Below are 25,758 nucleotides of genomic sequence, written 5' to 3'. Positions count from 1 at the left end.
TCAGCTCACCGGGGTCAGGATCGCCTGGGCGTCTTCGCCGGCGAACCACAGCCCGATGGCGAACGCCGCCGTGGCCTCCAGCAGGGCCGCGCGGTCCAGGCCGCCCGCGCGCACCGGCTTGGCGCCGACGTCCCGGACCAGCGTGCTCACCGCCTCGAGCGCCGCCGGGTCGTCGCCGCACAGGGGGACCGACAGGGGACGGCCGTCGAACACCGGCGGGGTCATCCGCCAGACGTCGACGTGGGCCAGGTTGAACGCCTTCACCACGTGGGCGTCCGTGACGATCCGCGACGCCACCGGGGTGCCGGTCAGGCCGGGGTCGTTGGTGCAGTCCACCAGCACCTTCCCGGGCAGCGGGCCCGCTGCCGCGAGCACGTCGCCGATCGCTCCGGCGGGGATGGCGAGGAGCAGCACGTCGGCGAAGGCGGCCGTCTCACGCCAGGTGCCGGTGGCGGCGCCGAGCCGCCCGGCCAAGGCGGCCGGGTCCGACCGGCCGCTCACCACCAGGTCGTGGCCCGCCCGCGCCCACTGCGTGCCGAGCGCGTCCGCCATCCCGCCGGTCCCGAAAATGCCGATCCGCATGCGTCCTCCTTGTGCTTGGCTTGCTACCGGCACGACGGTAGGAACCCGGGAAGGAACCGAACGGTAACCATGGACTTCCTCGCGGATTGCCGGACGCGGCTCGCCTTCGACCTGGTCGCCAACACGTGGAACCCGGTTGTGCTGTGGGCGTTGCGCGACGGCCCGCAGCGGCACGTCGACCTGCGGCGCACCATCGGCGGCATCAGCGCGAAGGTGCTCACGGAAACCGTGCGGCGCCTGGAGTCCGACGGTCTCGTCGAGCGGCGCGAAGGCGCGTACGCGCTTACGCCGTTGGGGTTGACGCTGCTGGAGCCGATCGAGGGGTTCGGGCGCTGGGCCGCTGAGCACGGCGACGACGTCGTCGCCGCTCAAACCCGAGCAGAACGATCAGCATGACCAGCTCCAAGGCCGGCAGCGGATAGCCGAGGGTGATCCCGGCGGCGACGTCGACGGCCGGCGCGCCGATTGCCGCCACGAACACCCAGGTCGGTGCGGTCGGCGGCTTTGCGGCCGGAGACCACGACGTCTTCTTCCCCGGCTTCGCGACCGAGAGCCACGCCTGGAAGGCCAGGGCGGTCACCATCAGCGAGGTCCCGGCGATCTGCAGCCAGGGCACGACTCCGGACGCGACGGCGGCGTGCAGCGCGGGGGAGAGCAGGAAGATCCCGGCGTAGAGCTGGGCGAGCGTCAGGACGAACTTGGTCAGCACCCACCAGTGCCGGAAGTAGCCCCACGCCGTCGCGCCGGCGAGCAGCAGGCCGGTGAACGCGGAGACGTTCGCCATCGGCGCCAGCAGGACGGAGTCGAGCCGGGCGGCCATCGAAGTCGCGGCGCCGGCCTGGGCGGGGCGCGTCGCCGCGAGCGACATCAGCACCACGAGGGCGAGGGCCTGGCTCATCCAGGCGACCGAGGACACGACGTGCAGCCAGACGACGGCCTGGCGCCAGCGCGGAGAAGTCTTGGTAGTCACGGGAACCAGGCTCGCCGAGCGTCGGCGCGGGCACATCGGGCGCGACCCGGGTTTCGCCCCGGACCCGAGACGCGCTCGCCTACTCCCACCGGAGTACACCACCGCACCGGCCGTACTCCCCAGGTGGTCGTGAGTGGTAACGCGGGTTAGAACCCTACTTACCACTCACGACGGGGTTTTTCGCGGCCAGGGCCAGGAGCGGGACTGCTGCGGCGGCGTCGGTGATCAGGGTCGAGACCATGCCGGAACGGAGGACCGCGTCCACCGCCGCCGCTTTCGGCTTGCTGTAGCCCAGGGCGATCACCTCCGGGACCGCCGTCAGCTCCTCGTGGCTGATCGCCAGCACGTGGTGGGCCAAGCCGGTGGAGAGAGCGTTGCCGGACGCGTCGAAGAGCCGGGCCGCGACCTCCGCCGTCGCGCCACGGGCCGCGATCGCCGCTCGCTCGGTCTCGTCCAGGGCGTCGTACACCGTCGATTCGCCCGGCTGCCACGCGCCGATGCTGACCACGGCCTTGGTCAGCAGCCGGAACTGGCCGAACGTCTCCGCGATCCCCGGCTGCCGCCGCAGCGTCTCCGTCGTCCGGCGGTCGGGCAGCACCAGCGGGCCGAAGATCGGGTACGCGTCGCCGCCGGACACCGACGTCACGCGGCTGACCGTCTCGACCGAGCGGCCGCGCATGTCCATCCCGGCCTGCACCCCGCAGAGCTGGACGATCGGGCAGCGCGGCAGCGACCGGATCGCCTCCGCCATCGCGTTCACCGACCGCGCCCACGACAGCCCGATGACGTCCGAGGGGACGGCGATGTCCTCGAGCAACCGGGCCGCCAGCGCGCCGATCTTCGCTCGGACGACCTCCTTCGGCTCGCGCTCGGTTGAGCGTTCGAGCACCAGCGCCCGCTTCAGGCCGTACGCCGAGCGCACCTCGTCCGACAACGCCAGGTCCACCGGCGCCGGCAGCGAGAACTCCACCCTGACCAGGCCGGACTCCATGGCGGTGTCGAGCATTCGCGCCACTTTGAACCGGCTGACCCCGAACTCGTCGGCGATCTCCAGTTTGGACCGTCCCTGCACGTAGAAGCGCCGGGCGACGGTGGCGAGCAGCAGGGCTTCAGTCAACGAAGCCTGCTTCTTAGTGGCGCTCATATGAGCATAATAGCGCGAAATCCACCCGAAAGGTTGACGAGATACCGACGTCAGACCTGTAATGCCTTCACATGTTCTCGACGCCATAGGTCAACGTTGCTCGTTTGAGCGCGAGGAAGGGGCAGGCATGCGTGCCGCCATCGTCGACCGGCCCGGTGAGATCAGGGTCGGCGAGGTGCCCGATCCGAAACCCGGGGAACGTCAGGTCGTCGTCAAGGTCGGAGCGTGCGGCATCTGCGGCACCGACCTGCACATCGCGGACGGGCACTTCCCGCCCACGCCGTACCCCATCGTCCCCGGGCACGAGTTCGCCGGGGAAATCGTCGAGCTCGGCGCCGACGTGCCGGGCGAGTGGAAGATCGGCGACCGCGTGGCCGTCGACCCGTCGCTGTTCTGCGGCTACTGCGGCCCGTGCCGCGCCGGCCACGGCAACCTCTGCGCGAACTGGGGCGCCACCGGCGACACCGTCAACGGCGCTTTCGCCGAGTACGTCGCCGTTCCGTCGTCCACCTGCTACCGGATGCCCGACTCGATGACCTGGGAGCAGGGCGCGCTGGTCGAGCCGGTCTCCTGCGCCGTGCACGGCGTCCGCCGCGTCGGTGTCGAAGCCGGCGAGCGCTTCCTCGTCGTCGGTGCCGGCACCATGGGCCTGATCATGCAGCAGCTGCTGCAGCGCTCGGGCGCGCAGGTCACGGTGGTCGACCGCAACGAAGCCCGGCTGCCCCGGGCGACGACCCTCGGCGCCGTCGCCACCGCGAAGGACGTCGGCGACCTGAACGGCGAGAAGTTCGACGTCGCCGTCGACTGCACCGGCGCCGCGCCCGCCATCGAAGCCGCCTTCGACTCGATCCGCCGCGGGGGACGGCTGCTCGTCTTCGGCGTCGCCCCGGCCGAAGCCCGCGTCGCGCTTTCGCCGTTCCGCATTTACAACGACGAGATCACCGTCGTCGGCTCGATGGCCGTGCTGCACAGCTTCGGCGCCGCCCTCGACCTCGTCGCGAGCGGCGCGATCGACACCGATGCGCTGCTCACCGACACCCTGCCGCTGGAGCAGTACCCCGAGGCGCTGGCCAAGATGCGCAGCGGCTCGGGCCTCAAGGTGCAGGTCCTCCCCGGAGGTGGCCGTGCGTAAGCTCCTCACCCTCTTCGCGGCGACGTCGCTGCTGGCCACGGGCTGCGCGGGTGCCGGCTCGCTCGGCACCGGCAGCAGCACGCTCGTCATCGCGATCGTGTCCAACCCGCAGATGAAGGACGCGATCGCGCTCGCGCCGGAGTTCGAGAAGGCCACCGGCATCGGGCTGAAGTTCGTGTCCCTGCCGGAAAACCAGGCCCGCGCCAAGATCACCGCGTCGACCGCCACCGAGGGCGGCGAGTTCGACGTCGTCATGATCAGCAACTACGAGGCCCCGCAGTGGGCGGCCAACGGCTGGCTCGAGAACCTCGAACCGCACATGGCCGCGACCCCGGGCTACGACGAAGGCGACTTCATCCCCAGCATCAAGCAGTCGCTGTCGTACCAGAACCAGATGTACGCGGTGCCGTTCTACGGCGAGTCGTCGTTCCTGGCCTACCGCAAGGACCTCTTCGACAAGGCCGGGATCACCATGCCGGCCAAACCGACCTGGCCGCAGATCGCCGGCTTCGCCGCGAAGCTCGACGACAAGGCCGCCGGTGTCGCCGGGATCTGCCTGCGCGGCAAGCCCGGCTGGGGCGAGAGCCTCGCGCCGTTCACGACCGTGGCCAACACATTCGGCGCCCAGTGGTTCGACCAGGACTGGAACGCCAAGCTGACGTCGCCGGAGTTCACGCAAGCCGCGAACTTCTACGTCAACCTGATCCGCGAGCACGGTGAAGTCGGGGCCTCCAGCGCCGGGTTCTCCGAGTGCGGCACGCGCTACACCCAAGGCAACGCGGCGATGTGGTACGACGCCACGGTCATGGCGGGCACCAACGAAGACCCCTCCAGCAGCAAGATCGTCGGCAAGTCCGGCTACGCGCCCGCGCCGGTCGTCAAGACCCAGGCCAGCGGCTGGCTCTACACCTGGGCCCTCGGCATCCCGAAGGTGGCCAAGGACAAGGACGCGGCCTGGAAGTTCATGGCCTGGATGACCGACAAGGCGTACGTGCAGAAGGTCGGCCAGACCTACGGCTGGAACCGCGTCCCGCCGGGCGTGCGGCAGTCGACGTACGCGATCCCCGAGTACGCCGACGCGGCGAAGGCCTACGCGAAGCCCACGCTGGACGGCATCGCGGACGCGAACCAGCAGAAGGTGATGGCGAGCCCGGTGCCCTACCCCGGCATCCAGTTCGTCGGCATCCCCGAGTTCCAGGACCTGGGCACCCGGGTGAGCCAGCAGCTGTCGGCGGCGATCGCCGGCCGTGAATCCGTCGAAGACGCGTTGAAGCAGTCCCAGGACTACGCGCAAACCGTGGGCGATTCGTACAAGGCGGTGCAGTGATGTCCACACTCTCCGTATCCACGCCGAAGTCCACCTCGCAGGCGAAGGTCGAGGAGAAACGCGGCCTGAGCACCGCGGCCAAGCGGCGGCTGCCGCTGCTGCCCGCGCTGATCTTCGTCATCGCGGTGACGCAGCTGCCGTTCCTGCTCACCGTGTTCTACTCGTTCCAGTCGTGGAACCTGGTCCGGCCCGGCTCGCGGCACTTCGTCGGCCTGCAGAACTACGTCGACGTCTTCAGCGACACGACGTTCCTGGTCGCGCTGCTCAACACGGTCGTGCTGACGGTGGTGTGCGTGTTCGTCGCGCTGCTGCTCGGCCTCGGCCTGGCGATCCTGCTCGACCGCAAGTTCCTCGGCCGCGGCGTCGTCCGGACGCTGCTGATCACGCCGTTCCTGATCCTGCCGGCGGCCGGCGCACTGCTGTGGAAGACGACGGTGTTCGACCCGACCTACGGGCTGCTGCACTTCGTCTTCGGCACCGACGTCGACTGGCTTTCGGAGTTCCCGCTGGCCGCGGTGATGGCGCAGATCGTCTGGCAGTGGACGCCGTTCATGATGCTGCTCATCCTCGCCGGCCTGCAGAGCCAGGCCAAGGACGTCCTCGAAGCGGCCAATGTGGACGGTGCGGGCCGGTGGCGGACGTTCGTCTCCATCACGCTGCCGCACCTGGCCCGCTTCCTGCAGCTGGCCACGCTGCTGGGCGCGATCTACATCGTGAACAGCTTCGACGCGATCTTCCTGATGACCCAGGGCGGGCCGGGCACGGCGAGCACCAACCTGCCGTACTACATCTACCAGCGCGCGTTCGAAGGCTTCGACGTCGGCCAGTCCTCGGCGATGGGCGTGATCGTCGTGATCCTGACGATGATCGTCGCGACCTTCGCGCTGCGCTTGATGTTCCGCACGTTTTCCGTGAGCGGAGGAATCAAATGACGACCGTTGCTCCCCGCAAGCGAGCTTATGGCAAGGGTGCGCTGACCGTCGCGACCTGGATCATCGCGATCCTGTTCGTCTTCCCGCTGCTGTGGATGATCCTCACGGCGTTCAAGCAGGAGGCGGACGCCTACACCGACCCGCCGAAGCTGCTGTTCACCCCGACGTTCGAGCAGCTCGGCAACGTCCTGGGCGGCGGGTTCCTGCCGTACCTGTCGAACTCGGCGTTCGTCACGATCGTCTCGACGCTGCTGGTGCTGCTCTTCGGCATCCCCGCCGCCTACGCGCTGTCGCTGGCGCCGGTCAAGGGCACGTCGAACGCGCTCGGGTTCTTCCTCTCGACGAAGATGCTGCCGATCGTGGCGGCGATCATCCCGCTGTACATCATCTCGCAGAACACCGAGCTGCTCGACACGGTGTGGGCGCTGGTCATCCTGTACACGTCGATGAACCTGCCGCTGGCCATCTGGATGATGCGGTCGTTCTTCCTCGAGGTGCCGCACGAGATGATCGAAGCGGGCCGGATCGACGGCGCGAACCTGCCGACGCTGCTGCGCAAGATCATCATGCCGGTGGTCGCGCCCGGGATCGCGGCGACCGCGCTGATCTGCGTGATCTTCTCCTGGACGGAGTTCTTCTACGCGGTCAACCTGACCGCGGCCCGCGCCGGCACGGTCCCGGTGTTCCTCGTCGGGTTCATCACCAGCGAGGGCCTGTACTGGGCGCAGCTGTCCGCCGCCGCGCTGCTGGCCTCGCTGCCGGTGATGATCGTCGGCTGGATCGCGCAGAACCACCTGGTCCGCGGCCTGTCGATGGGCGCGGTCAAGTAAGCGTCTTCCGCTGGGCAGGTGGCTGGCTGTCGTGAGTGGTAAGGCGGGTTCTAACCCGCCTTACCACTCACGACCCGGCCGCGGCAGACCACTCGTCGCGGGTGATGGCGTACTCGACCTCGCCGTGCTCGCTACCCGGGGCGCGCTCGTGTTCCGGGAACTCCTCGAAGTACGTGCGGACGAATTTCATCCCCAGTTTTTCCATCACGCGGCGCGAGCGCGTGTTCACCGTCATGGAGAACGCGGTCACCCGGGTGACCCCCAGTTCGGTGAAACCCTGCGCGAGCAGGGCCGCCGAGCCTTCGGTGCCGTAGCCCTTGCCCCAGGCCTTCCGGTGCAGCCGGTAGCCGAGTTCGGGCTCGTCCGGCGGATCTTCCGGCTTCGGGCGGAAATGGAACCAACCCAGGAAGTCGCCGGTGCTCTTTTCGATCGCCGCCCAGAACCCGTAACCGGGGAAACGCTCGTAGTAACCGAGGAACGCGGGGAGATCCAAAGCGACGATCTCGGCGCGGTCCGCCGGCTGTCCCCCATTGAGGTACTTCATCACGGCCGGGTCGTCGTAGAGCTCGAAGAGCGCGTCGGCGTCGTTCTCGGTGAACCGGCGGAGGATCAACCGCTCGGTTTCGAGGAATACGTGCATCGGGTGATGCTGGCAGTGACCCCAGTGGTGAGCAACGTCTTTTACGCGGCGATGGCGAGGACCTCGCCCAGCGCCTGCGAGCCGGCCTCGGTGAGCAGGGCGGGCACGCGCTCGCCGCACTTGCCGGAGCGGGCCGGTGCGATCAGGCCGAGCCGGGCGAGCCGGTGCACGGTGGACTGGTCGCAGCAGCTCAGGCCGTCGATGAAGAGGTCGGGCTCGCAACTGCAGCTGATCTCGGCGTGACCCCCGGCCACGGCTCTCAACGTGGCCCGCTCACGATGGTTCAATGTGGTGATCATGGCGGCGCCTCCTTCCCGTCGTGCTCATTAGACGCCCCGCCACCGACAGTTTCCGCCTCCGAGCGTGCGAACCCGGGTATTTCAGGGGTCCACGTAGGGGTCGGCGTGTCGTGCCGTTCCGGGGTACCCCCGGATACCCCTACGGGAGCGGTTCAAGCGTCGTCTTCCGCAGGTGCCGGAAAACGATCGACGTCCGGAACCCGACGATCTCCCGGCGCAACGCCAGCCGGTCGGTCAGGAATGCGTGCAACGCGTCGATGTCCGGGGTGGTCACTTCGATCAGGAAATCGTCGTTTCCCGCCGTGACGTACACCGAGAGCACCTCCGGGAGTTCGGCGATCGACCGCTGGAAGGAATCGATCACCGCGCGGCTCAGCGGCCGCACCTGCGCCGTGACGAGCGCCCGGACGCCGCGGTTGAGGCTCGGCAGGTCGATGTCGGCGTGGTAGCCGCGGATGACACCGCGTTCGCGCAGCAGCCGGATGCGTTCGAGGCACGTCGACGGCGCGATGCCGACCTTGCGGGCGATGTCCCGGTTGGTCTGGCGGGCGTCTTCCTGCAGCAACCGCACGATCGCCGAATCAAGTTCGTCCAGCACCGCACCCTCCCGGTCCGTACCGAATTTCGTTCGGCAGCCAATCCGGCCTGCCGATCATCACTCTAACTTCGGCCCTCATGACCGCACATGAGCAGCTTGTAGCCCGCCGGGGCCGTCGATCCGGCATCACCACGATGGTCGCGATCCACTCGACCGCTCTCGGCCCCGCCGTCGGCGGCTGCCGCTTCAAGCCCTACGCCACGCTCGAAGAAGCCGTGGGGGACGTCCTCCGCCTGTCGGCCGCCATGACGGCGAAGTGCGCCGTCGCCGGGCTGGCGTTCGGCGGCGGCAAGAGCGTCATCGCCCCCGAGCCGGGCCGCGTGCTCTCGCCCGAGGAGCGCCGGGCCGTCCTGCTCGACCACGCCGACCTGGTCGCCGAGTTCGGCGGCCGCTACCGGGCGGGCCCGGACGTGGGCACCGGCCCGGCCGACATGCTGGTGCTCCGCGAAGCCTCGCCGTACGCGTTCTGCACGCCCGAGTCCGCGGGCGGGACCGGTTCCTCCAGCGGCCCGACCGCCATCGGGGTGCTGGCGGCGCTCCGGGCGGCGGCGGGCTCGGCGGACATGACCGGACGCCGGGTGGTGATCCACGGCTACGGCTCGGTGGGCGCGCACCTCGCGGCGAGCCTGCACACCGGCGGAGCCGACGTCGTCGTCTCCGACATCGACCCGGCCAAGCGGGCCGGCGCCGAGCAGCAGGGCCTGACCTGGGTCGAGCCGGAGAAGGCCCTCACCCTCACCGCCGACGTGGTGATCCCCGCGGCCGTCGGCGGTGTGCTCGGCCCCGAGACGGTGGCCCGGCTCGACACGCCGCTGGTCGTCGGCCCGGCCAACAACCAGCTCACCGACGACAGCGTCGCCGACCTCCTCGCCGCCCGCGGAGTGCGGTGGATCCCGGACTACGTGGCGAGCGCCGGCGGCATCCTCTACACCCTTTCGAGGGAAGCCGAGGGCCTGGACCACGAGGCCGCCCTCGCCCGCGTCGAGACGATCGAGGACACCGTGCGCACCCTCCTCGCCGCGGCCGAGGCCAACGCGACCACCCCGCTGCACGAGGCGGCCGCGCTGGCCGGGCGCAGGCTCACTTCTGGTGCGGGGCCACGTACTCCTTAGCCTCGGGCGCTTCGAACAGCGGCTTGACGTACCGGACGCCGCCGTCCGCGGTGGCGTCCGGGGTGGCCGCGTACACCTGGCGCGTCGCCGGTGTCCCCGGCTTGGAGAAGTCGAGCGCCGCGACCAGGTCTCGGCGAGGTGGTGCACCCGCCGAGGCGGACACGGCCGTCAGATGCGGCCCTCGGGGCGGTAGTCGCTGGTGCCGTAGAACCCGACCACCGCGCGGGCCATCCGGTCGAGCACGACCGCTTCCGGCACCGAGGCCGCCAGCAGCGGCTCCAGGAGCCGGTGGCACCGCTCGGCCGCCGCGTGGGCCCGCCGGAGGCTCTCCGCCGGTTCGATCCCGAGCAGCCGGGCGTTGAGCGCGGTGGGCTCGCCGGTTTTGCGGTGGGCGCTCCGGTAGTCGTTCGCCCACCGCGTCGCCACCTGGGCCTCCCACAGCGCGGGCATCAGGACGCCGGGGTGGTCGAGCAGGGCGGTCCCGTCCATCGAGAGCCAGTAGGTGAAGTAGGCGATCCGGACCTCGGCGTTGTCGCAGTTGGCGATGTACTCCTCGACCGTCGGCGCGCCGCCGCCGGTGTCCATGCGGTGCCGGAGCAGCCGTTCGCCGCGCATGGCCGCGAGGGTGTCCAGGAGCAGCTCCCGCCACCGCGCCCCGAGCGCCGGCCACAGGGGCAGGGTGCGCAGCTCGGCGCGGATGTCCTTCAGGCAGCGGCCGAAGGCGTCGGCGGGATCGGGTTCGCCGCCGTCGAGCACCCGGCGGCAGCGGTCGGTCAGCGCGTCCAGGTCGGCCTGGGTCGCCGCCTCTTCGGCGTGGTTGTCCAGCGCGAAGAGCCACGCGGCCATCCGGTTGTGCAGCCGGAGCTCCGCGGCGCTCTGCCAGGGCGCGTGGAAGACGTGCATCAGGCAGAGCGGCTCGAGCAGCGAGTCGGGCAGCAGGTCGCCGTAGCCCGCGGCCCACGTCCTGAGGTCGCCGTGCGTGCGCAGGAACCGGGCGCAGAGCGTGGCGTAGCGTTCCGGCGACGGCGCGCCCGAGAGGTCGAGCGCGGCGGCGGTCATCGCGTCCTCTCCCGCAGGGCCGCCAGCACGTCCGGCGGCGTCGTGAAGTCCCCGAGGCGGACCGGTTTGCGGTCGCCGTGGAAGTCGCTCGACCCGGTGGTGAGCAGGCCCAGCCCGGCGGCCACGGCCCACAGCCGCTGCGCGACCTCCGCCGGTTGTTCCGGGTGGCCCGCTTCGATCCCGGCGAGGCCCGCCCCGGCCAGCGCGGCCAGCTGCGGGTCGGACACCTCGGCGCGGCGCTTCTCCGACCGCGGGTGGGCCAGCACCGCCGCACCCCCGGCCCCGCGGACCAGCGCGATCGCCTCCGCCGTGGGCAGGACGTGCTTCGGGACGTCGGCGCGGCCGCCGTCACCGAGCCAGTCGTCGGTGAACGCCGCGCGGGCGTCGGCGACGACCCCGGCCGCGACCAGCGCCGCCGCGACGTGCGGGCGCCCGAGCGGCGCGCCGGCGGCGATCGCGCGGACCTCGTCGAGGGTGATCGGGGCACCCAGTTCCCGGCAGCGCTCGACCATCCGGACCGCGCGGCGGGTGCGGTCGGTGCGGATCAGCTCCAGCTCGGCCGCCAGCGGTCCGTCGGCGGGGTCGACGAAGTAGCCGAGCAGGTGCACCTCGGCGTCGTCGAGCCGGCAGGAGATCTCGACCCCGGGCACCAGTTCGATCCCGGCGTCCGCCGCGGCGCGGCCGGCTTCGGCCAGCCCGGCGAACGTGTCGTGGTCGGTGAGCGCGACCACGTCCAGCCCGGCCTTGGCGGCCAGCAGCGGGATCTCCGCGGGCGGGGTCGTCCCGTCCGAGGCGGTGCTGTGCGTGTGCAGGTCGATCGTCATGCGGCTTCCCTCCGGTTCCGCTGCCGCCAGGCGGCGTGGACCAGCTCGGCCGCTCGCGCGGCGGTCACCGGCGGGCGGTTGTCGATCACGAGGTCCGGCCGCCGCGGCAGCTCGGGCTCGATCCCGGCGCCGACGACCTCGTCGGCGCCGCGGTAGAGCGCCGCGCGCCCCGCCCGCGTGCGCAGCTCGGGCACCGGCACCCGCAGCCAGACCTCGAAGTAGCCGGGCACGTGCGCCCGGTTCCACGCGTGGACCTCGTGGAACAGCGAAATGGTCGCACAGATCACCAGGTGGCCCCGCGCGGCGAAGCCGGCGGCCAGCCGGGCGTAGAACCGCGCGAGCCGGAGCCGGTCCTCCCGGGTGTAGCCGGTCCGGACGGGCAGCATCGCCCGCAGTTCGTCGCCGTCGAGCCGCACCGGCGCCAGGCCTTCGGCGCGCCACCGCGCGTCGAGCAGCTCGGCGACCGTGCTCTTGCCCGCCCCGGACAACCCGGTCAGCCAGACGACACCGGATTCGGTCATGCCCGCTCCCGCTGGTCCAGCTCGGCGAGCACGCCGAGCCCGGCTTCGACGTCGGACGGCTGGTCGAACTCCCACCACGGGCCGCGCACGGGCGCGGTCCCGATCGCCGTGCCGCGCTCGCGCAGCAGGTACCGGAGCAACCCGGTCAGGTCGGCGCCGTGCACGGCGACCTCGGTCAGCACGGCTTCGCGCAGCGGCGCCCACGTCTCGGGGGTGAACTTGAGGAGCCCGACGTACTGGCCCTCGACCTCCTCGGCCGACTCCGGGCGGCCGCCGATCTCGGCCAGCAGCCCGCCGTCGCCGAGCCGGAAGGTCTCGGCGTCGTCCAGCGGATCGGCGAACCGGCGGGCCCAGACGGCCGCCCAGCCGGGGTCGTAGGCGATGGCGAGGTCGTGCGGGCAGCCGGCCAGCTCCCGGACGGTCGCCGCCGAGTAGACGATGTCGCCGTAGCTCACCACGACCGGACCCGCGCGCAGCCACGGGTCCGCGGCCAGCAGGGACTCCACCTGGGTCGTCTCGGCCCAGCGCTCGTTGCGGAACACGGTGAGCCCGGTGCGGTCGAACAGCTCGGCGTGCCAGCCCGCGACGACGGCGACGTCGGTGGCTCCGCCTGCCCGGAGAGCGGCCAGTTGCCGGTCGAGGAGGCTTCGGCCGGCCAGTTCCACGAGGCATTTGGGCCGGTCTGCGGTGTAGGGGCCGAGCCGTTTGCCGCGGCCGGCGGCCAGGATCACCGCGCGCATGGCGGGCCTCCGAACAGCTCCCGCACCAGCCGGATGTCCTCCGGCGCCGCCGGTTCCTCCCGCTCGGGGTGCCACATGATGCCGGTGATCGCCGCGTGCTCGTGGTCGAAGGCCTCCACCACACCGCCGCAGGTCGCGGTGACCCGGAGCGGGGACGGTGCGGACAAGGCCGCGTACCGGTGGTAGCTGTTGACCGAGCGGCCGCTGGAGAGCACGTGCCGGGCGGCGACGTGCCCGTCGACCGGCTCGAGCGCCGAACCGTGCGCGTCCAGCAGCAGCTGGGCGCCGCGGCAGACGCCCAGTACCGGCCGCCGGGCGGCGCGCGCCCAGCCGAGCAGGGCGAGCTCGGCTTCGTCGCGTTCCGGTGTCGGACCGCCGTAGCGCGCGAGGTCGTCTCCGCCGGTGAGGATCAGGCCGCGCAGGTCCAGCGCCTCGGCGGTGTGGACGGCGACGCCGGCGAGGTTCGGCAGCGGCACCGGGACCAGGCCGCACGCGGCGAGGAAGCGGAACCACCGGCTGTCCAGCCCGTAGCGGCGCTCGCCGAACTCCGTCGGCGGCAGGCTCCGCTGGGTGATCCCGACGGCGACCGGAGTCACGGGATCACCGCCACGTGCCGGTTGGCCGCGTCCAGGTCCAGTGCCGTGGCCGCGGACCACTGCCGGAACACCTGCTCCCCGACGCCGATGACGGCGGGCACGCCGAGCTCGATCGCCCGGATCGCCATGTGCGAGTTGACCCCGCCGTAGGCCGTGACGAGCCCGGCGATGCCGCGCGCGAAGAGCCAGTCGTACCCCGGGTCGGCGCTGCTGACGAGGGCGATCGCGCCGTCCGGCCGCACGCCCGCGTCGACGTCGGCGACCTTCGCGCGGACCCGGGCCTGGGTGACGTAGGTCGGCTGCACCGACGAGAGCGTGAAACTGCGGACCTCCTCCGGCCCCGCCAGCAACGGCGGCAGCGTGACGCGGCGGGTCACCTCGAACTCGTGCCTGCCGCGCTCGATCGCCGCGGCCAGCACCGCGCGATCGTGGCCGCGGTCCCCGGTCAGCTCGCCGAGCACGCCGATCTCGGCGAAGGACAGGTCGCACGCGGAAAAGCCGTGCCGCTCGCCCAGCAGGCGCAGGTCGCGCAGCACGTCGGACAGCACCCGGCTGAATTCGAACTTCGCCAGCTCCCGGCCCCGGATGCCGCTGCCGATGAAGTCCAGCAGCCGCTGCGGCCCGGCGGTCAGGCCGGCCCGCTCCAGCAGTGCGCCGATCCGGCCGAGCTGGGCGGCTGACGGGGCGAACGCCGGCGGCGGCTCCTCGGCCCGCCGGGCCGACCAGTCGAAGTAGTGCGCCGGATCCTCGTCGTAGCGCAGCGAGCGGATGTCGTAGGTGCCCGGCCGCAGGTGCCCGTAGCGGGCGAGGAAGGCTTCGGGGCTGAGCGCGGCGAAGTCCCGGTTGAGCTCGCCGGTCACCAGGCCGAGGCCCCCGATGAACCGCGCCTTCTCGTCCTCGGTGAAGACCCCTTCGGCGACGAGGTCGTCGAGCAGCTCGTTCCCGACGAACGCCGCCCGCGCCAGCCCGGCGAACGGCAGGGTGCCGTACTCCGCGCAGTGGCCGAGGCGGGCGAGCAGTCCCGGCTGCCCGCCGGAGCGGGACCGCAGCCGGCCGACGCGGTTCAGGTCTTCAATCCACAACGGACTGTTGAGGAGCTGGTCGGTGTGCCGCCGCAGCACCGATTCCAGGAGCCGGACGTCCCCGGCGCCGAGCTCGCGCAGCCCGGCGAGCCGGCCCGGCTCGCGCAGCCCCAGTGACGAGATCACGATGCGCGACTCGAGCTTGTCGTGCAGCTCCGGCCGGTCCAGCAGCCGCGCCACCCACGCCTCGGTGAGCCGCGTGGCGAGGCCGTCCGGCAGTTCGCGCGGGATCAGGGAACTGACGCTCGCCCGGACGTCCACGTAGGGCAGTCCGCAGAAACTCGCCAGCAGCGGGGTGCCGCGCAGGTCGCGGTAGCCGTAGCGGTGCCGCGCCCCGGCCCACACGGTGTCGGTGATCAGGCGGCGGTACAGCGAAAGCGCGAGCGGCCGGGGCCGCAGGCCGATCATCTCCGCCGGGTTCCAGTCCGGCATGATCCCGTACGCGGTCCGGGTGCCGAGCCCGTCCCCGGGGGCCGCCGTCGCCGCCTCGACCGCGTGCTCGACGCGGGTCAGCAGCGCGTCGTGCGCCGGCTCCGGGACTTCGTCGGACACGCAGGCGAGCGGGCGCACCTGGAGCAGGACCAGGCGCCCGCCGGTGGCGACGGCGAACTCGACGTCGAGCCGCCGGTGCCCGGTGAGCGCGCGCAGTTCCGCCAGCAGCGCCAGCACGTCCGGCACCGGCCCGGGGCCCGTGGCACCGGAGTAGGCGGCGCCGTACCAGGTCCGCAGGTCTCCTTCGCGGCCGCCGGTCACGACGTCGGTGTCGGCTTCCTCGCTCCAGCTGATCACCGTGTACGGTGCCCCGCTGGTCGTTTCGTGCGTGCACGCGACCCCGGACCGGACGACGTCGAGCAGTTCCGGCTGGATCAGCACCTCGTCGCCGGGCCGCGGTTCGCCGTAGGAGGCGAACACCTTCTCCACCGCCACTTCGAGGGCGTGCGCGCCGTGCACCCGGGTGAGCGTCAGGTACTGGCCGGCCCCGGACGCGGTCGCCGAGTCCTCACCCAGCGCGCTGCTGCGGACGATCAGCGCGCCGCCCGCCCACGGGTGGGCGTACAGCCGGCGCAGGGTGTCCCGGCGCGAGGCCTGCCAGGTGGCGTGGTCGACGAAGTCGAGCGGGAGCACCTCGGCCGTGCGGATCCGCCCGGTCAGCCGCGCCAGCGTGCGGGCCTTGGTGCCGAGGGGGATCGGGTCACCGCGCATCCCCGGTGCCCTCCCGCAGCTTCGCGACCCACATCCGCGTCGTGTACGGGACGCGGACGCGGTCGCCGGCGTGTTCGCCGACCAGCGCGGCGATGCCGTCGAGGATCTCCTCGAAGTGTTCGCCCGCCTGGTCGCCGAGCGTCTTGTGCGACCGCCAGGCCGCGCTCCACGCCGCGCTGTCGACTTCGTGCACCACGGTGCTCGCGATGTGCACGGGCTCGGTGAACAGGCCGCTCGCCACGATGACCTTCGTGGGATCGACGCGCCGCAGGCCGTGCCGGAACCCGGGGATCCGGCTCGCGATCAGGTCTTCGATCGCCCCTTGCAGCGGGTCGTCGAAGTCGCGGTGGTTCCAGCAGCACAGGAAGTGCCCGCCGGGCCGCAGCAGCCGCGCCGTCTCGCGCAGCGCGGCCGGCTGGTCGGTCCGGTCGAACGAGCTGCCGAACGTCACCAGCTCGTAGGCGTCGCCCGGCCGCCCGGTGCGCTCGCCCAGCCCGTCGAACCAGGCGACGGTGCCGAACCCGGCGGTGCGGCGCTGCCCGATCTCGCGCATCGCGGCCGTCGGCTCCACGGCGTCGACGCGGAGGCCGTACTCCAGCAGGGGAAGCGCCAGGTGGGCCGAACCCGAGCCGATGTCGCAGGCGGGGTCGCCCGGCACGACGCCCGTCGTGCGCAAGGCGGCCTCGATGGCGCGGGGCGCGTAGTCGGGCCGCTGTTCGTACGTCGCGGCGTACTCGGTGTAGTCGGCGTATCCGTACTCGACCTGAGTCATCGATCGGTTCCTTCCCAGCGGTAGCCGAGTTCGGCGGCGACCGCGCGCAACTCGGGATCGGCGAAAAACGGCGCCAGTTCCGGCGTGAACCACTCCTGCCACTCGTCGACCTTGCCGCGCCGCATCATGCGCAGGTCTGGAGCGTCCTTTTCGGACAGTTTCGTGACGGCCCGCTCCTCGTGGGCGCGCATCGACTCGAACGAGCTGCGCTCGACGGCCCGTTCGACCACCGCCGGTGCCACGTCGAGCTCCAGCGTCGCGAGCAGTTCGGTGACGGCCTCGACCGGCCGCTGCTTGAGGTCGGCGAAGTGCACGACCGCGAACCGCTTCAGCTCCGGCCGCGCCGCGAGCCAGCCGGCGTAGACGTCGGTCCACGCGCGCACCGGCGGGGAGCCGTTGAACCCGGTGCTCGCCAGGAACTCCGCGAACGTGCCGGGAGCGGCGAGTCCCTGGCGGGCGGCGTACTTGCCGAGGAACTGGTAGAGCGAGTGCACGGCGTCGCGCGGGTCGCGGACCAGGACGACCGCGCCGTGCAGCGCGCCGAGGTCGAAGCCGGCCGGCGGGACCTGGCAGCGGTAGAACCGGGCCCGCCGGTCGTCCGGGCCCGCCTTTTCGCCGCTGTCGAGGGCGGCGTACCCGGACATCCGGGCGCGGATCGCCGCGAACGCGGGGTCCGTGCCGATCGAACCGTCCTCGTGCAGGATGTTGAAGTACTGGTCGAGGTGCTGGAAACCCAGTTCGAGGATCAGCGTGCCGAACAGGGACGAGCCCGAGCCCGGCACGGTGGCGACCACGATGTCGCCCGCGCCGAGCAGGGCCGCGTTGCGCTGGTACCGGTCGGACAACGCCTGTGTCTGTTCCGCGACGTCGCCGCGGGCTGCCTCGGTCACGATGCTGGCTCCTTCTCCAAGGTGACGGGCAGCCGGCGGAGCCCGTGCGTGCGGGTGGACGGCCGCCACTCCGGCGGCGCGGCGGGGTCGGCCAGGCCGAGCCCGGGGAAGCGGTCCAGCAGCCGCTCGATCGCGATGCGCGCCTCGAGCCGGGCCAGGGGAGCGCCCAGGCAGTGGTGGACGCCGTGTCCGAAGGCGAGGTGGCCGTGCCCGGCGCGGGACGGCACGAGGTCGTCGGCGTTGTCGAACCGGTCCGGGTCCCGGTTGGCCGACGCCAGCGAGAGCAGCACCAGTTCGCCGGGCGGGATGCGCACGCCGCCGATCTCGACCGGTTCGAGCGCGAACCGCCGGGTGGCCAGCGCGGCGGGGACGCAGAACCGCAGCAGTTCCTCGACGAGCCCGGCCGGATCGGCGCGCCGGGCCGCGCGCAGGCCCGGACGGCGCAGGACTTCGAGCAGCCCCACGGAGATCAGCCCCATGGACGTCTCGTAACCGGCCGCGAAGAGGACGAACGTGAACGACGTCAGCTCGTCCTCGGACAGCCGGTCGCCGACGTCGCGGGCCTCGATCAGGGCCGAGAGGAGGTCGTCGCCGGGGTCCGCGCGCTTGCGCCCGATCAGGTCGCGGGTGTAACCGTCGATGCCGGCCACCGCGGCCCGCAGCTGCCGCCCGCGGTCCGGCGCCGAATCGACCAGGGTGTGCGTCCAGGCGCGGAACTCGTCCTGATCGGCCGCGGGCACGCCGAGCAGGTCGCAGATGACGGCCATCGGCAGCGGCGCGGCGTAGTCGGCGACCAGGTCCGCCTCCGCCCGGCCGGCGAGCCGGTCGAGCAGCGCGTCGGCGGTGGCCCGGACCCCGTCCGCGAGCCCGTCGATCCGGCGGGCGGTGAAGGCCTGGCCGACGAGCCGGCGCAGCCGGGCGTGGTCCGGGGGGTCGGTGTTGAGCAGGTGCCGGGCCAGGGCCGGGGGCAGCGAGGACCCGCGGTACCCGGACCGGGCGTTCGTGTTGTCCAGCGACAGCGCGGGGTCGGCCAGCGCCGCCCGGACGTCGGCGTAGCGCGTCACCAGCCAGGCGGTTTCCCCTTCGGCGGTGACGATCCGGTGCACCGGGCCCGCGGCCCGCAGCCGCGCCGAGACCCCGAACAGGTCGTCGACGTAGGCGTCGTCCAGCGTGATCGCCGGGGCGAGGTCCTCGGTGGTCATCGCGGCCTCAGCTCGCGATCCGGCGGACGGCCGAGCGGTACCGGAGCTGGTTCGACGTCGCGAGGATCGCCGCGCCGACGACCGCGGGCGGGGTGTAGAGGTCCTTGTCGTGCCACAGCGGGACCAGGTCGAACCGGCCGCCCATGCCGCGCAGGAACGCGCTGCCCCGGTCGATGGCCCGGCTCGCTTCGGGGGTCTCGGCGGCCAGCAGGACGCGCAGTGCGTAAGCGGTTTCCTCCGCGGTGGCGCCCCAGCGGCCCCAGGACCCGTCGGGGCGCTGGGTGCCCAGCACCCAGTTCACCGCGTGGCGGACGGCCGCCGCCGCACCGAGGCCCGCCGCTTCCGGCACGGTCAGTCCCTGGACGCAGCAGCTGGTCGCGTAGTACGGCGAGGCGTGCCACTTGTCGGTCCAGCTGCCGTCCGCCTCCTGGGCCTCGCCCAGGAACCGGACGATCTTCGCGATCGCCGCGCGGTAGCGGACGGCGTCGGCGGGCCGGTGGACCAGGTGGGCGTCGAAAGCCTCCAGCACGTGGGCGTTGGCGGTCGGCGACGCGGTCCGTTCGCCGTGCCAGCAGCAGAAGTGGGTGTCCAGTTCGAACTCGAAGAGGCACTCCGGGCTGCGGTGCCGTCCCAGCCGGGAGAGCGCGAAGAGGGTCGCGCTGGTCGTGTCCGCGTCCGGCGGCAGGCCGGCGGCGCCGCCGGTGGGGCCGCCGGCGACGGCGGCGGCCATGGCCGCCACGAGCTGTGCGGGTACGCGGACGCCGGGGAACCCGCGCACCAGGTCCGCCACCACCCACGCCCGTTCGAACTCGGTGATCGGCACGACCGTCGGCACCGGCCCGCGGTGGCGCGCGACCAGGGCTTCCAGGTGGGCGACGCTCTCGGGGTGCCGGCGGCGGAACTCCGCGTCGGCCAGCCAGACGGCCGTGGACGGCGGTGAGCAGCCGACCGACCCGGCGTACGCGGTGACCGAGGCCGCGCCCGCCGCGGCCGAACCGGCCAGTTCCAGCGAGTGGGCGAGTTTCACCGGGATCGGCGCCCCGGCGGCGACGGCCGCCCGGATCTTGCCCGGCTTCGCGGCGTCGAGGTTGCGCGGCACGGGCAGCCGGACGGCCCCGTGGTCGTTCAGCTGCCCGATCAGGTCCGGCACCAGCAGTTCGACGGCGACGGTGTCGGGCAGGGTGACGGGCTCGCCGGTGCCGAGCAGCCGGACCAGGGCGGCCAGGCCGGACTCGGCCGCGGTGCGCAGGCGGGTGCGCAGTGCCGGATCCGGTGCGTCCCGGGCCACGGTGGTCAGCAGCGCCTCGGTGGCGCTGAGGGTGGGGACCAGCCGGTAGCCCACCGGCCCGCCCCACGTGCCGTCGGCCTGCTGCCCGGCCAGCAGGTATTCGCAGCGATCGCGGTGCCCGGCGAGCCAGGGGGCCGACGTCACCAGCCGCCCGGTCGCGTAGACCGAGGGCGAGACCCGGCCCGCCGGTTCGGCGAGCAGGCTGTCGAGCAGTTCGTTGACGGTGGGCACCATGTCTCCTCGGGCGCGGACAGCCTCAGCGATCCCGGTCGACGACCAGGTGGGCGATGCGGGTCAGCCGGGCGGCGGCGCGGGGGACCGGGCCGGCGGCGGCCAGTGCGGCCAGTGCGGCGTCGAGCCGGCGGCGGGCCTCGGCGCGGGCCCAGTCCCGGCCACCGGCCCGCTCGATCAGCGCGGCCACGGCCAGTTCCCCCTCCTCGCCGAACGGTTCCGGCGAGGCGTAGCGCTCGGCCAGCTCGCGGGCGGCGGCGCCACCGGCGTTCAGCGCGGCCACCACCGGCAGGGACCGCTTGCGGGCCGCGAGGTCCGCGCGCACCGGCTTGCCGGTGACCCGGGGGTCACCCCAGATCCCGAGGAGGTCGTCGACCAGCTGGAAGGCGAGCCCGAGCTGGTCGCCGAACTCCTTCAGCGCGGCGGTCCGAGCGGTGCCGGCACCGCCGGCGCAGGCGCCGAGCGCGCAGGACGCCCCCAGCAGCGCCGCGGTCTTGCCCGCGGCCATTTCGACGCACTCGGTCAGCCCGACTTGTGCGCGGCCGGCCAGGTTGAGGTCCGCGTTCTGCCCCTCGACGAGGGCGAGGAGCGCCTCGGCCAGCCACGACGGCCCGGGTCCGGCCAGCGGGCCGTCGCTCTCGGCGAGCACGTGCCCGGCCAGCGCCAGCAGCGCGTCCCCGGCGAGGATCGCCGCCGGGACCCCGAAGGCCACCCAGGCGGTGGGCCGGTGCCGGCGCGTCCGGTCGCCGTCCATGACGTCGTCGTGCAGCAGCGAAAAGTTGTGGACCAGCTCGACCGCGACCGCCGCGTCGAGCGCGTCGGCGGCCTGCCCGCCCACCGCTTCCGCGGAGAGCAGTGCGAGGGTGGCCCGGACGGCCTTCCCGCCGTCCCCGCCGGACGCCCAGCCGAAGTGGTGCGCGGCCAGGTCGGCGATCTCCGTCGGCAGGCGCTTCACCACCACCTGGAGCGCCGGGGTCACCAGGTCCCGGCCCCAAGCCACGATCTCCGCGGCGGAAAGGTCTTCGCCGCTTCGGCTCGTCCCGTCCACGTGACCACCTCCCTCGCCGGATCGATCCGGAACTGGCATCGTCCTGCGGGCGCGCACCCGGCCACCAGTCGATGGCGCACGGAAGGGAAGTGGATTTCGCATGACCGGCGCGCGTCGGTCCTCAGTGGACGGTCAGAGCAGCCCGGCTTCGCCGGCCTTGCCGATCGCCTCGACGCGGTTGCGGGCGCCCAGCTTGTGCAGTGCCGACTGCAGGTACGTCTTCACCGTGTTGCGCGCCGGCCCCGTCGACTCCGCGATCTCCGGGTTCGTCCGGCCCTGCGCGGCCAGCCGCAGGACCTCGTACTCGCGGCGGGTCAGGCCACTGCGGGCCACGGCGTCCGAGCGCTGCCCGGCGTCCGGGAGGATCCGCGGGTCGACCACGCGCTCGCCGCGCAGGACCCGGCGCAGCTCGGTCACCAGCTGCGCGCCGGCCGCGTCCTTCAGCAGGCAGCCGTGCGCGCCCGACTCCGAGGCCGCCAGCACGCCCTGGTGGTCGCCGTGCGCGGTGAACACCACGATCTTGCCGTCGGGGTGGACCTGGCGCAGCTCGGTGACGACCTCCGGCGCGAGCATGTCCGGCAGCCGCAGGTCGAGCAGGATCAGGTCCGGGGCCGGCGACGCCACCCGCTCGATCGCCGGCCGCCCCGACTCCGCCGAGCCGATCACGGTCAGGCACGGGTCCGAGCGCAGCAGCAGCGTCACGCCGTCGCGGACCACCGGGTGGTCGTCGACGACGAAGACGGTCGCGGGGGTCACCGTCGCACCAGGGGCACCCACGCGCGCAGGGTGCAGCCGTCGTCGTCGTCGCGGACCAGGCTGACCCGGCCGCCGAGCCGCGCGGCGCGCTCGGTCAGCGTCCGCAGGCCCATGCCGGTGCCGGGGACGACGTCGGTGCCCGCGCCGTCGTCCGCGACGACGACCTGCACGCCGTCGTCGCTGGGCAGCAGGCTGACGATCACCGAAGACGCCCGTGCGTGCTTCTCGACGTTGAGCAGTCCTTCGCGGACCGCGGCGACCAGCAGCGCGGTGCGCTCGGCGTCCAGCGGCGGCACCGCCGCGAGCTGCACGAACCGCGCCGGGACGCCGCAGCGCGCCCGGAACGAGCGGCAGTGCTCGGCCGGCTCGACCGGCAGCGCCCGCTCCGGGCTGCACTCCGACAGCGCCAGCAGGGACTCGCGCAACGCGCCCGCCGCCGCGGAGACGTCGCCTTCCAGCCGCCGCAGCCGCGCCTCCAGGCCGGGGTTCCCGTGGAAGTCCTCGTGCAGGTCGCGCACCTGGACCCCGATGGAGAACAGCAGCGCGCCGACGGAGTCGTGCAGCGCGCTCTGCATCCGCAGGCGCTCGCCCGCCACCGCCGCCGTGCGGTCCGTTTCGGCGACCCTCGCCAGGTGCAGCGCCGTGCCGGCCTCGCGCGCGACCTCCTCCATCCGCCGGACGGCGTCGTCACCGAAGTCGGCGGGCTCGCGCATGGCGGCGTAGGCGATGGCGACGGTCTCCCCGCGCGCGACGACCGGGACGGCGAGCATCGCGGCCAGGCCCTCGCCGCGGACCTGGGCGTCGAAGTGGTGGGTGATGGCGGGTGAGCTGACGTAGTCGGCGACCCGCACCGGGCGGTCCAGCGCCGGCACCCGCCCGCCGATGCCCTGGCCGACCGGCACTTCGAGGTCCTGCAGCGAGTTCGTCCGGGTCCCGGACATCCAGCGGATCACGGCCGGCTCGGGCCGGTCGAGCTCGGCGACGAACCCGGCCTTCGCGCCGACGGCTTCCCGGATCAGGCGCGCGGTCCCGTGCAGTGCGGCGACCCGGTCGAGCGTGCCGAGCAGCTTTTCGCGCTCGCGCAGCAGCTCGCCCAGCACCGCGCTGTACTCGGCGACGTGCTCCTTTGCCGTCACGCAGTCACGATCGCACACCGGGTGTGGTTCCGGACATACCCGGCTGGAGAGGTACGACGGCCTCCGGTCGACTTGAATGGGGGTGTGGAGATCCTCACCGACGCCGCCACGCTCGCCCTGTACACGACCGACGCATCGAACTACCGCCACGTGCCCCGCGGCGTGGTGCTGCCGGAGACCGTCGACGACCTCGTCGCGGCGGTCGCCGAGGCCCGCGCCCGCGACCTGCCGGTGATCGCGCGGGGCGGGGGCACGAGCGTCGCCGGCAACGCGTGCGGGCCGGGGCTGGTGATCGACACCTCGCGCCACCTCGGCGGGGTGCTGTCCCTGGACCCCGAGGCCCGGCTCGCGCGGGTGCTGCCCGGAACGGTGCTCGACGACCTCCAGACGGTCGCGGCCCCGCACGGCCTGCGGTTCGGCCCCGACCCGTCGACGCACAGCCGCTGCACGCTCGGCGGGATGATCGGCAACAACGCGTGCGGTTCGCACTCGGTGGCGTGGGGGCGCACGGTCGACGTCGTCCGCTCGCTGGAGGTCCTGCTCTACGACGGCACGCGGCTGCGGGTGGGCCCGGACGAGCCCACCGAGGGCCGGATCTTCGACGAGCTGCGCGCACTGGTCCGGGACAACCTGGCGTTGCTGCGCCGGGAACTTTCGACGTGGCCGCGCCGGGTTTCCGGCTACGGGCTCGAACACCTGCTGCCCGAGAACGGCTTCGACGTCGCCAAGGCGCTCGTCGGCTCGGAAGGCACGTGCGTGACCATCCTGGAGGCGACGGTTTCGCTCGCGCGGCTCCCGGACCACAAGGTGCTGGCGGTGCTGGGCTTCCCCTCCGACATCGCGGCGGCCGACGCGGTGCCGTCGATCCTGCCGTGGTCCCCGCTGACCGTCGAAGGTGTGGACGCCGAGCTCGTCGCGATGCTCCCCGGCCGGGCGGGCGACCTGCCGCCGGGCGGGGCGTGGCTGTTCGTCGAACTGGCCGGGGACGACCCCGCCGAGCGGGCCCGCGCGCTGGCCGCGTCGCTCGACCTCACCGGCTTCGCCGTCCTCGACGACCCGGCCGCGCAACGCCGGCTGTGGCGCATCCGCGAGGAAGGCGCCGGGCTCGCGACGCGGCTCGCCGACGGTTCGGAGGCGTGGCCCGGCTGGGAGGACGCCGCCGTCCCGCCCGAGCGGCTCGGCGCGTACCTGCGCGAGTTCAAGGAACTGATGCGGCGGCACGGGCGCCGCAGCGTCGTTTACGGCCACTACGGCGAAGGCTGCCTGCATCTGCGGCTGGACTTCGACCTGCTGTCGCCGCCGGGGATCGCCGGGTTCCGGCGGTTCCTGGAGGAGGCCGCGGACCTCGTCGCGGCGCACGGCGGCTCGCTGTCCGGCGAGCACGGCGACGGCCAGGCGCGCTCCGAGCTGCTGTCCCGGATGTACAGCCCGGAAATGCTGGACGTCTTCGCGCGGTTCAAGGCGGTCTTCGACCCGGCCGGGCGGATGAACCCCGGCATCCTGGTGGCGCCGCGGCCGGTCGACGCCGACCTGCGGGTGCGATCGACGCCGTCGTCCGTCGAGGACACCGTCTTCCTCGGGTACCCGGAGGACCGCGGGAACTTCGGCCAGGCGATGCGGCGCTGCGTCGGGGTGGGGAAGTGCCGCAACACCGGCGGTGGCGGTGTGATGTGCCCGAGCTACCGCGCCACCCGCGAGGAGCAGCACTCGACGCGCGGGCGCGCCCACCTGCTCGCGGAAATGCTCAACGGCGAGGTCATCACGGACGGCTGGCGCTCCACCGAGGTCCGCGACGCGCTCGATCTGTGCCTGTCCTGCAAGGGGTGTCTGTCGGACTGCCCGGTCGACGTCGACATGGCGACCTACAAGGCGGAGTTCCTGCACCAGCACTACCGGCGGCGGCTGCGCCCGGCGTCGCACTACTCGATGGGCTGGCTGCCGTTGTGGCTGCGGCTCAGCGCGCGGGTGCCGCGGCTGGCCAACGCCGTCGGGCGGTCGTCCTTGGCGCGCTGGGTGAAACGGCTCGGCGGGATCGCCCCGGAACGCGAGCTGCCGTCGTTCGCGCCGTCGCCGTTCACCCGCGCCCGGGCGGATCTGCGCCGCCGGGCCACGGGGGAGCGCCGGGTGGTGCTGTGGCCGGATTCGTTCAACAACTACCTGACGCCGTCGGTGCTCGACGCCGCCCACGAGGTGCTCACCGCGGCCGGGTACGACGTCGTGCTGCCGGACCGTGGCGTCTGTTGTGGACTGACCTGGGTGTCGACGGGCCAGCTCGGCGTCGCGCGGCGCGTCCTGGACCGGACCCTGGACGTGCTCATGCCCTACCTCGAAGACGGCTGCGAGGTGGCGGGCCTGGAACCGAGCTGCACGGCGTTGTTCCGCGGCGACCTGCCCGCGCTCATGCCGGGTGACGCGCGTGCCTCACTGCTGGCTTCGCGGACCTTCACGTTCGCGGAACTGCTGGAGCGGGCGCCGATCCCGTTCGCGGCGCTCGACGTCGACGCGATCACGCAGGTGCACTGCCACCAGCACGCCGTGCTGGGTTTCGGCGCCGACGAGTCCGCGCTGGCGGCCGCCGGTGTCCGGAACACGACCCTGGACTCGGGTTGCTGCGGGCTGGCCGGCAACTTCGGGTTCGAGCGCGGCCACTACGAGGTTTCGAAGGCGGTGGCGGAGGACCGGATGCTGCCCGCGATCCGCGCGGCCGCCCCGGACACGGTGGTCGTGTCGGACGGCTTCAGCTGCCGGACGCAGATCGCCCAGGAGTCGGGCCGGACGCCGGTGCACCTCGCGGAGCTGCTCCGCCGGGCGCTGCCGTGACGAGCCTCCCGCAAGTCGTCGTGA

General features: G+C 72.8%; 27 protein-coding genes. 7 read left to right on the top strand and 20 right to left on the bottom strand.

The window, feature by feature from the left end:
- Nucleotides 1-582: an NAD(P)-binding domain-containing protein gene (locus Q5425_RS16085; protein ID WP_308673026.1), complete on the bottom strand. Its 582-nt coding sequence runs from the start codon at nt 580-582 to the stop codon at nt 1-3.
- 69 nt (nt 583-651) lie between these two features.
- Here Q5425_RS16085 and Q5425_RS16080 point away from each other — a divergent pair, with 69 nt between their 5' ends.
- On the top strand, nt 652-978 hold the full coding sequence (locus Q5425_RS16080) for a helix-turn-helix domain-containing protein (protein ID WP_308673025.1): 327 nt from the start codon (nt 652-654) through the stop codon (nt 976-978).
- Here the strand turns inward: Q5425_RS16080 and Q5425_RS16075 are convergent.
- Both Q5425_RS16075 and Q5425_RS16070 read right to left on the bottom strand, forming a co-directional pair.
- Nucleotides 866-1,552, bottom strand: a complete 687-nt coding sequence (locus Q5425_RS16075; RefSeq protein WP_308673024.1) for a hypothetical protein — start codon at nt 1,550-1,552, stop codon at nt 866-868. The two genes, Q5425_RS16080 and Q5425_RS16075, sit on opposite strands and share 113 nt — an antisense overlap.
- A 154-nt stretch (nt 1,553-1,706) precedes the next feature.
- Nucleotides 1,707-2,696, bottom strand: coding sequence for a sugar-binding domain-containing protein (locus Q5425_RS16070; RefSeq protein ID WP_308673023.1), 990 nt, complete (start codon nt 2,694-2,696; stop codon nt 1,707-1,709).
- 127 nt (nt 2,697-2,823) lie between these two features.
- Here Q5425_RS16070 and Q5425_RS16065 point away from each other — a divergent pair, with 127 nt between their 5' ends.
- The 4 genes from Q5425_RS16065 to Q5425_RS16050 are packed head-to-tail and all read left to right on the top strand — an operon-like array spanning nt 2,824 to nt 6,917.
- Nucleotides 2,824-3,828, top strand: coding sequence for a zinc-dependent alcohol dehydrogenase family protein (locus Q5425_RS16065; RefSeq protein WP_308673022.1), 1,005 nt, complete (start codon nt 2,824-2,826; stop codon nt 3,826-3,828).
- Nucleotides 3,815-5,155, top strand: a complete 1,341-nt coding sequence (locus Q5425_RS16060; protein ID WP_308673021.1) for a sugar ABC transporter substrate-binding protein — start codon at nt 3,815-3,817, stop codon at nt 5,153-5,155. The genes Q5425_RS16065 and Q5425_RS16060 overlap by 14 nt, the downstream gene beginning before the upstream one ends.
- Nucleotides 5,155-6,087 (top strand): sugar ABC transporter permease, encoded by a 933-nt coding sequence (locus Q5425_RS16055; RefSeq protein WP_308673020.1) that lies wholly within the window; start codon nt 5,155-5,157, stop codon nt 6,085-6,087. The genes Q5425_RS16060 and Q5425_RS16055 overlap by 1 nt, the downstream gene beginning before the upstream one ends.
- On the top strand, nt 6,084-6,917 hold the full coding sequence (locus Q5425_RS16050; protein ID WP_308673019.1) for a carbohydrate ABC transporter permease: 834 nt from the start codon (nt 6,084-6,086) through the stop codon (nt 6,915-6,917). Before Q5425_RS16055 ends, Q5425_RS16050 begins: the two co-directional genes overlap by 4 nt.
- A gap of 67 nt (nt 6,918-6,984) precedes the next feature.
- On the opposite strand, the gene Q5425_RS16045 is transcribed toward Q5425_RS16050, so the two are convergent.
- The 3 genes from Q5425_RS16045 to Q5425_RS16035 all read right to left on the bottom strand — a co-directional run bounded on the left by Q5425_RS16045 (nt 6,985) and on the right by Q5425_RS16035 (nt 8,451).
- Complete coding sequence (locus Q5425_RS16045) at nt 6,985-7,557, bottom strand: GNAT family N-acetyltransferase (RefSeq protein ID WP_308673018.1); 573 nt, start codon at nt 7,555-7,557, stop codon at nt 6,985-6,987.
- A 41-nt stretch (nt 7,558-7,598) separates the two neighbouring features.
- On the bottom strand, nt 7,599-7,856 hold the full coding sequence (locus Q5425_RS16040; RefSeq protein ID WP_308673017.1) for a hypothetical protein: 258 nt from the start codon (nt 7,854-7,856) through the stop codon (nt 7,599-7,601).
- A gap of 139 nt (nt 7,857-7,995) precedes the next feature.
- On the bottom strand, nt 7,996-8,451 hold the full coding sequence (locus tag Q5425_RS16035) for an Lrp/AsnC family transcriptional regulator (protein ID WP_308673114.1): 456 nt from the start codon (nt 8,449-8,451) through the stop codon (nt 7,996-7,998).
- Between the two features lie 80 nt (nt 8,452-8,531).
- Between Q5425_RS16035 and Q5425_RS16030 the strand changes: the two genes are divergently transcribed.
- Nucleotides 8,532-9,566, top strand: a complete 1,035-nt coding sequence (locus Q5425_RS16030) for a Glu/Leu/Phe/Val dehydrogenase dimerization domain-containing protein (protein ID WP_308673016.1) — start codon at nt 8,532-8,534, stop codon at nt 9,564-9,566.
- Here Q5425_RS16030 and Q5425_RS16025 read toward each other — a convergent pair.
- The 14 genes from Q5425_RS16025 to Q5425_RS15960 form a co-directional block, all read right to left on the bottom strand.
- Complete coding sequence (locus Q5425_RS16025; protein ID WP_308673015.1) at nt 9,535-9,729, bottom strand: hypothetical protein; 195 nt, start codon at nt 9,727-9,729, stop codon at nt 9,535-9,537. The two genes, Q5425_RS16030 and Q5425_RS16025, sit on opposite strands and share 32 nt — an antisense overlap.
- A gap of 5 nt (nt 9,730-9,734) precedes the next feature.
- A complete protein-coding gene (locus tag Q5425_RS16020; protein WP_308673014.1) occupies nt 9,735-10,625 on the bottom strand; it encodes a terpene synthase family protein in 891 nt (296 codons plus the stop codon).
- On the bottom strand, nt 10,622-11,449 hold the full coding sequence (locus Q5425_RS16015; protein WP_308673013.1) for a PHP domain-containing protein: 828 nt from the start codon (nt 11,447-11,449) through the stop codon (nt 10,622-10,624). The genes Q5425_RS16020 and Q5425_RS16015 overlap by 4 nt, the downstream gene beginning before the upstream one ends.
- The gene (locus Q5425_RS16010; protein ID WP_308673012.1) at nt 11,446-11,970 is read right to left on the bottom strand and encodes an adenylyl-sulfate kinase; all 525 of its coding nucleotides are present in this window, start codon (nt 11,968-11,970) and stop codon (nt 11,446-11,448) included. Before Q5425_RS16010 ends, Q5425_RS16015 begins: the two co-directional genes overlap by 4 nt.
- Nucleotides 11,967-12,710 (bottom strand): phosphocholine cytidylyltransferase family protein, encoded by a 744-nt coding sequence (locus tag Q5425_RS16005; protein WP_308673011.1) that lies wholly within the window; start codon nt 12,708-12,710, stop codon nt 11,967-11,969. The genes Q5425_RS16010 and Q5425_RS16005 overlap by 4 nt, the downstream gene beginning before the upstream one ends.
- On the bottom strand, nt 12,698-13,306 hold the full coding sequence (locus Q5425_RS16000; RefSeq protein WP_308673010.1) for a gamma-glutamyl-gamma-aminobutyrate hydrolase family protein: 609 nt from the start codon (nt 13,304-13,306) through the stop codon (nt 12,698-12,700). Before Q5425_RS16000 ends, Q5425_RS16005 begins: the two co-directional genes overlap by 13 nt.
- Nucleotides 13,303-15,591, bottom strand: coding sequence for a PEP/pyruvate-binding domain-containing protein (locus Q5425_RS15995; RefSeq protein ID WP_308673009.1), 2,289 nt, complete (start codon nt 15,589-15,591; stop codon nt 13,303-13,305). Before Q5425_RS15995 ends, Q5425_RS16000 begins: the two co-directional genes overlap by 4 nt.
- Nucleotides 15,581-16,363, bottom strand: a complete 783-nt coding sequence (locus Q5425_RS15990; protein ID WP_308673008.1) for a class I SAM-dependent methyltransferase — start codon at nt 16,361-16,363, stop codon at nt 15,581-15,583. Before Q5425_RS15990 ends, Q5425_RS15995 begins: the two co-directional genes overlap by 11 nt.
- Nucleotides 16,360-17,253: a sulfotransferase domain-containing protein gene (locus Q5425_RS15985; protein WP_308673007.1), complete on the bottom strand. Its 894-nt coding sequence runs from the start codon at nt 17,251-17,253 to the stop codon at nt 16,360-16,362. Before Q5425_RS15985 ends, Q5425_RS15990 begins: the two co-directional genes overlap by 4 nt.
- A complete protein-coding gene (locus tag Q5425_RS15980) occupies nt 17,250-18,455 on the bottom strand; it encodes a cytochrome P450 (RefSeq protein ID WP_308673006.1) in 1,206 nt (401 codons plus the stop codon). Before Q5425_RS15980 ends, Q5425_RS15985 begins: the two co-directional genes overlap by 4 nt.
- A 7-nt stretch (nt 18,456-18,462) precedes the next feature.
- Nucleotides 18,463-19,974 carry a prenyltransferase/squalene oxidase repeat-containing protein gene (locus Q5425_RS15975; RefSeq protein WP_308673005.1) on the bottom strand — a complete coding sequence of 504 codons (1,512 nt, stop codon included), beginning with the start codon at nt 19,972-19,974 and terminating at the stop codon, nt 18,463-18,465.
- A gap of 25 nt (nt 19,975-19,999) precedes the next feature.
- Nucleotides 20,000-21,022 (bottom strand): polyprenyl synthetase family protein, encoded by a 1,023-nt coding sequence (locus tag Q5425_RS15970; protein WP_308673004.1) that lies wholly within the window; start codon nt 21,020-21,022, stop codon nt 20,000-20,002.
- A 132-nt stretch (nt 21,023-21,154) separates the two neighbouring features.
- Nucleotides 21,155-21,778, bottom strand: a complete 624-nt coding sequence (locus Q5425_RS15965) for a response regulator (RefSeq protein WP_396135178.1) — start codon at nt 21,776-21,778, stop codon at nt 21,155-21,157.
- The gene (locus Q5425_RS15960; protein WP_308673002.1) at nt 21,775-22,914 is read right to left on the bottom strand and encodes a GAF domain-containing protein; all 1,140 of its coding nucleotides are present in this window, start codon (nt 22,912-22,914) and stop codon (nt 21,775-21,777) included. Before Q5425_RS15960 ends, Q5425_RS15965 begins: the two co-directional genes overlap by 4 nt.
- Before the next feature lie 84 nt (nt 22,915-22,998).
- Here Q5425_RS15960 and Q5425_RS15955 point away from each other — a divergent pair, with 84 nt between their 5' ends.
- Nucleotides 22,999-25,734, top strand: a complete 2,736-nt coding sequence (locus tag Q5425_RS15955) for an FAD-binding and (Fe-S)-binding domain-containing protein (protein ID WP_308673001.1) — start codon at nt 22,999-23,001, stop codon at nt 25,732-25,734.
- Nucleotides 25,735-25,758: the final 24 nt, after the last annotated feature.

The sequence above is a fragment of the Amycolatopsis sp. A133 genome (assembly GCF_031082405.1).
Lineage (GTDB): Bacteria > Actinomycetota > Actinomycetes > Mycobacteriales > Pseudonocardiaceae > Amycolatopsis.
Note: the sequence above shows the minus strand (reverse complement) of the source record. Positions and strands in the feature narration are given on the sequence as shown.

Excerpts from the sequence above, each read along its gene's own strand:
- Q5425_RS16055 (WP_308673020.1), top strand. The coding sequence starts at position 5,155 with ATGTCCACACTCTCCGTATCCACGCCGAAGTCCACCTCGCAGGCGAAG.
- Q5425_RS16085 (WP_308673026.1), bottom strand. The coding sequence starts at position 582 with ATGCGGATCGGCATTTTCGGGACCGGCGGGATGGCGGACGCGCTCGGC.
- Q5425_RS16030 (WP_308673016.1), top strand. The coding sequence starts at position 8,532 with ATGACCGCACATGAGCAGCTTGTAGCCCGCCGGGGCCGTCGATCCGGC.
- Q5425_RS16005 (WP_308673011.1), bottom strand. The coding sequence starts at position 12,710 with ATGCGCGCGGTGATCCTGGCCGCCGGCCGCGGCAAACGGCTCGGCCCC.
- Q5425_RS16010 (WP_308673012.1), bottom strand. The coding sequence starts at position 11,970 with ATGACCGAATCCGGTGTCGTCTGGCTGACCGGGTTGTCCGGGGCGGGC.
- Q5425_RS16065 (WP_308673022.1), top strand. The coding sequence starts at position 2,824 with ATGCGTGCCGCCATCGTCGACCGGCCCGGTGAGATCAGGGTCGGCGAG.
- Q5425_RS15990 (WP_308673008.1), bottom strand. The coding sequence starts at position 16,363 with ATGACTCAGGTCGAGTACGGATACGCCGACTACACCGAGTACGCCGCG.
- Q5425_RS16070 (WP_308673023.1), bottom strand. The coding sequence starts at position 2,696 with ATGAGCGCCACTAAGAAGCAGGCTTCGTTGACTGAAGCCCTGCTGCTC.
- Q5425_RS16040 (WP_308673017.1), bottom strand. The coding sequence starts at position 7,856 with ATGATCACCACATTGAACCATCGTGAGCGGGCCACGTTGAGAGCCGTG.
- Q5425_RS16020 (WP_308673014.1), bottom strand. The coding sequence starts at position 10,625 with ATGACCGCCGCCGCGCTCGACCTCTCGGGCGCGCCGTCGCCGGAACGC.
- Q5425_RS16045 (WP_308673018.1), bottom strand. The coding sequence starts at position 7,557 with ATGCACGTATTCCTCGAAACCGAGCGGTTGATCCTCCGCCGGTTCACC.
- Q5425_RS16080 (WP_308673025.1), top strand. The coding sequence starts at position 652 with ATGGACTTCCTCGCGGATTGCCGGACGCGGCTCGCCTTCGACCTGGTC.
- Q5425_RS15995 (WP_308673009.1), bottom strand. The coding sequence starts at position 15,591 with ATGCGCGGTGACCCGATCCCCCTCGGCACCAAGGCCCGCACGCTGGCG.
- Q5425_RS16015 (WP_308673013.1), bottom strand. The coding sequence starts at position 11,449 with ATGACGATCGACCTGCACACGCACAGCACCGCCTCGGACGGGACGACC.
- Q5425_RS16050 (WP_308673019.1), top strand. The coding sequence starts at position 6,084 with ATGACGACCGTTGCTCCCCGCAAGCGAGCTTATGGCAAGGGTGCGCTG.
- Q5425_RS15980 (WP_308673006.1), bottom strand. The coding sequence starts at position 18,455 with ATGACCACCGAGGACCTCGCCCCGGCGATCACGCTGGACGACGCCTAC.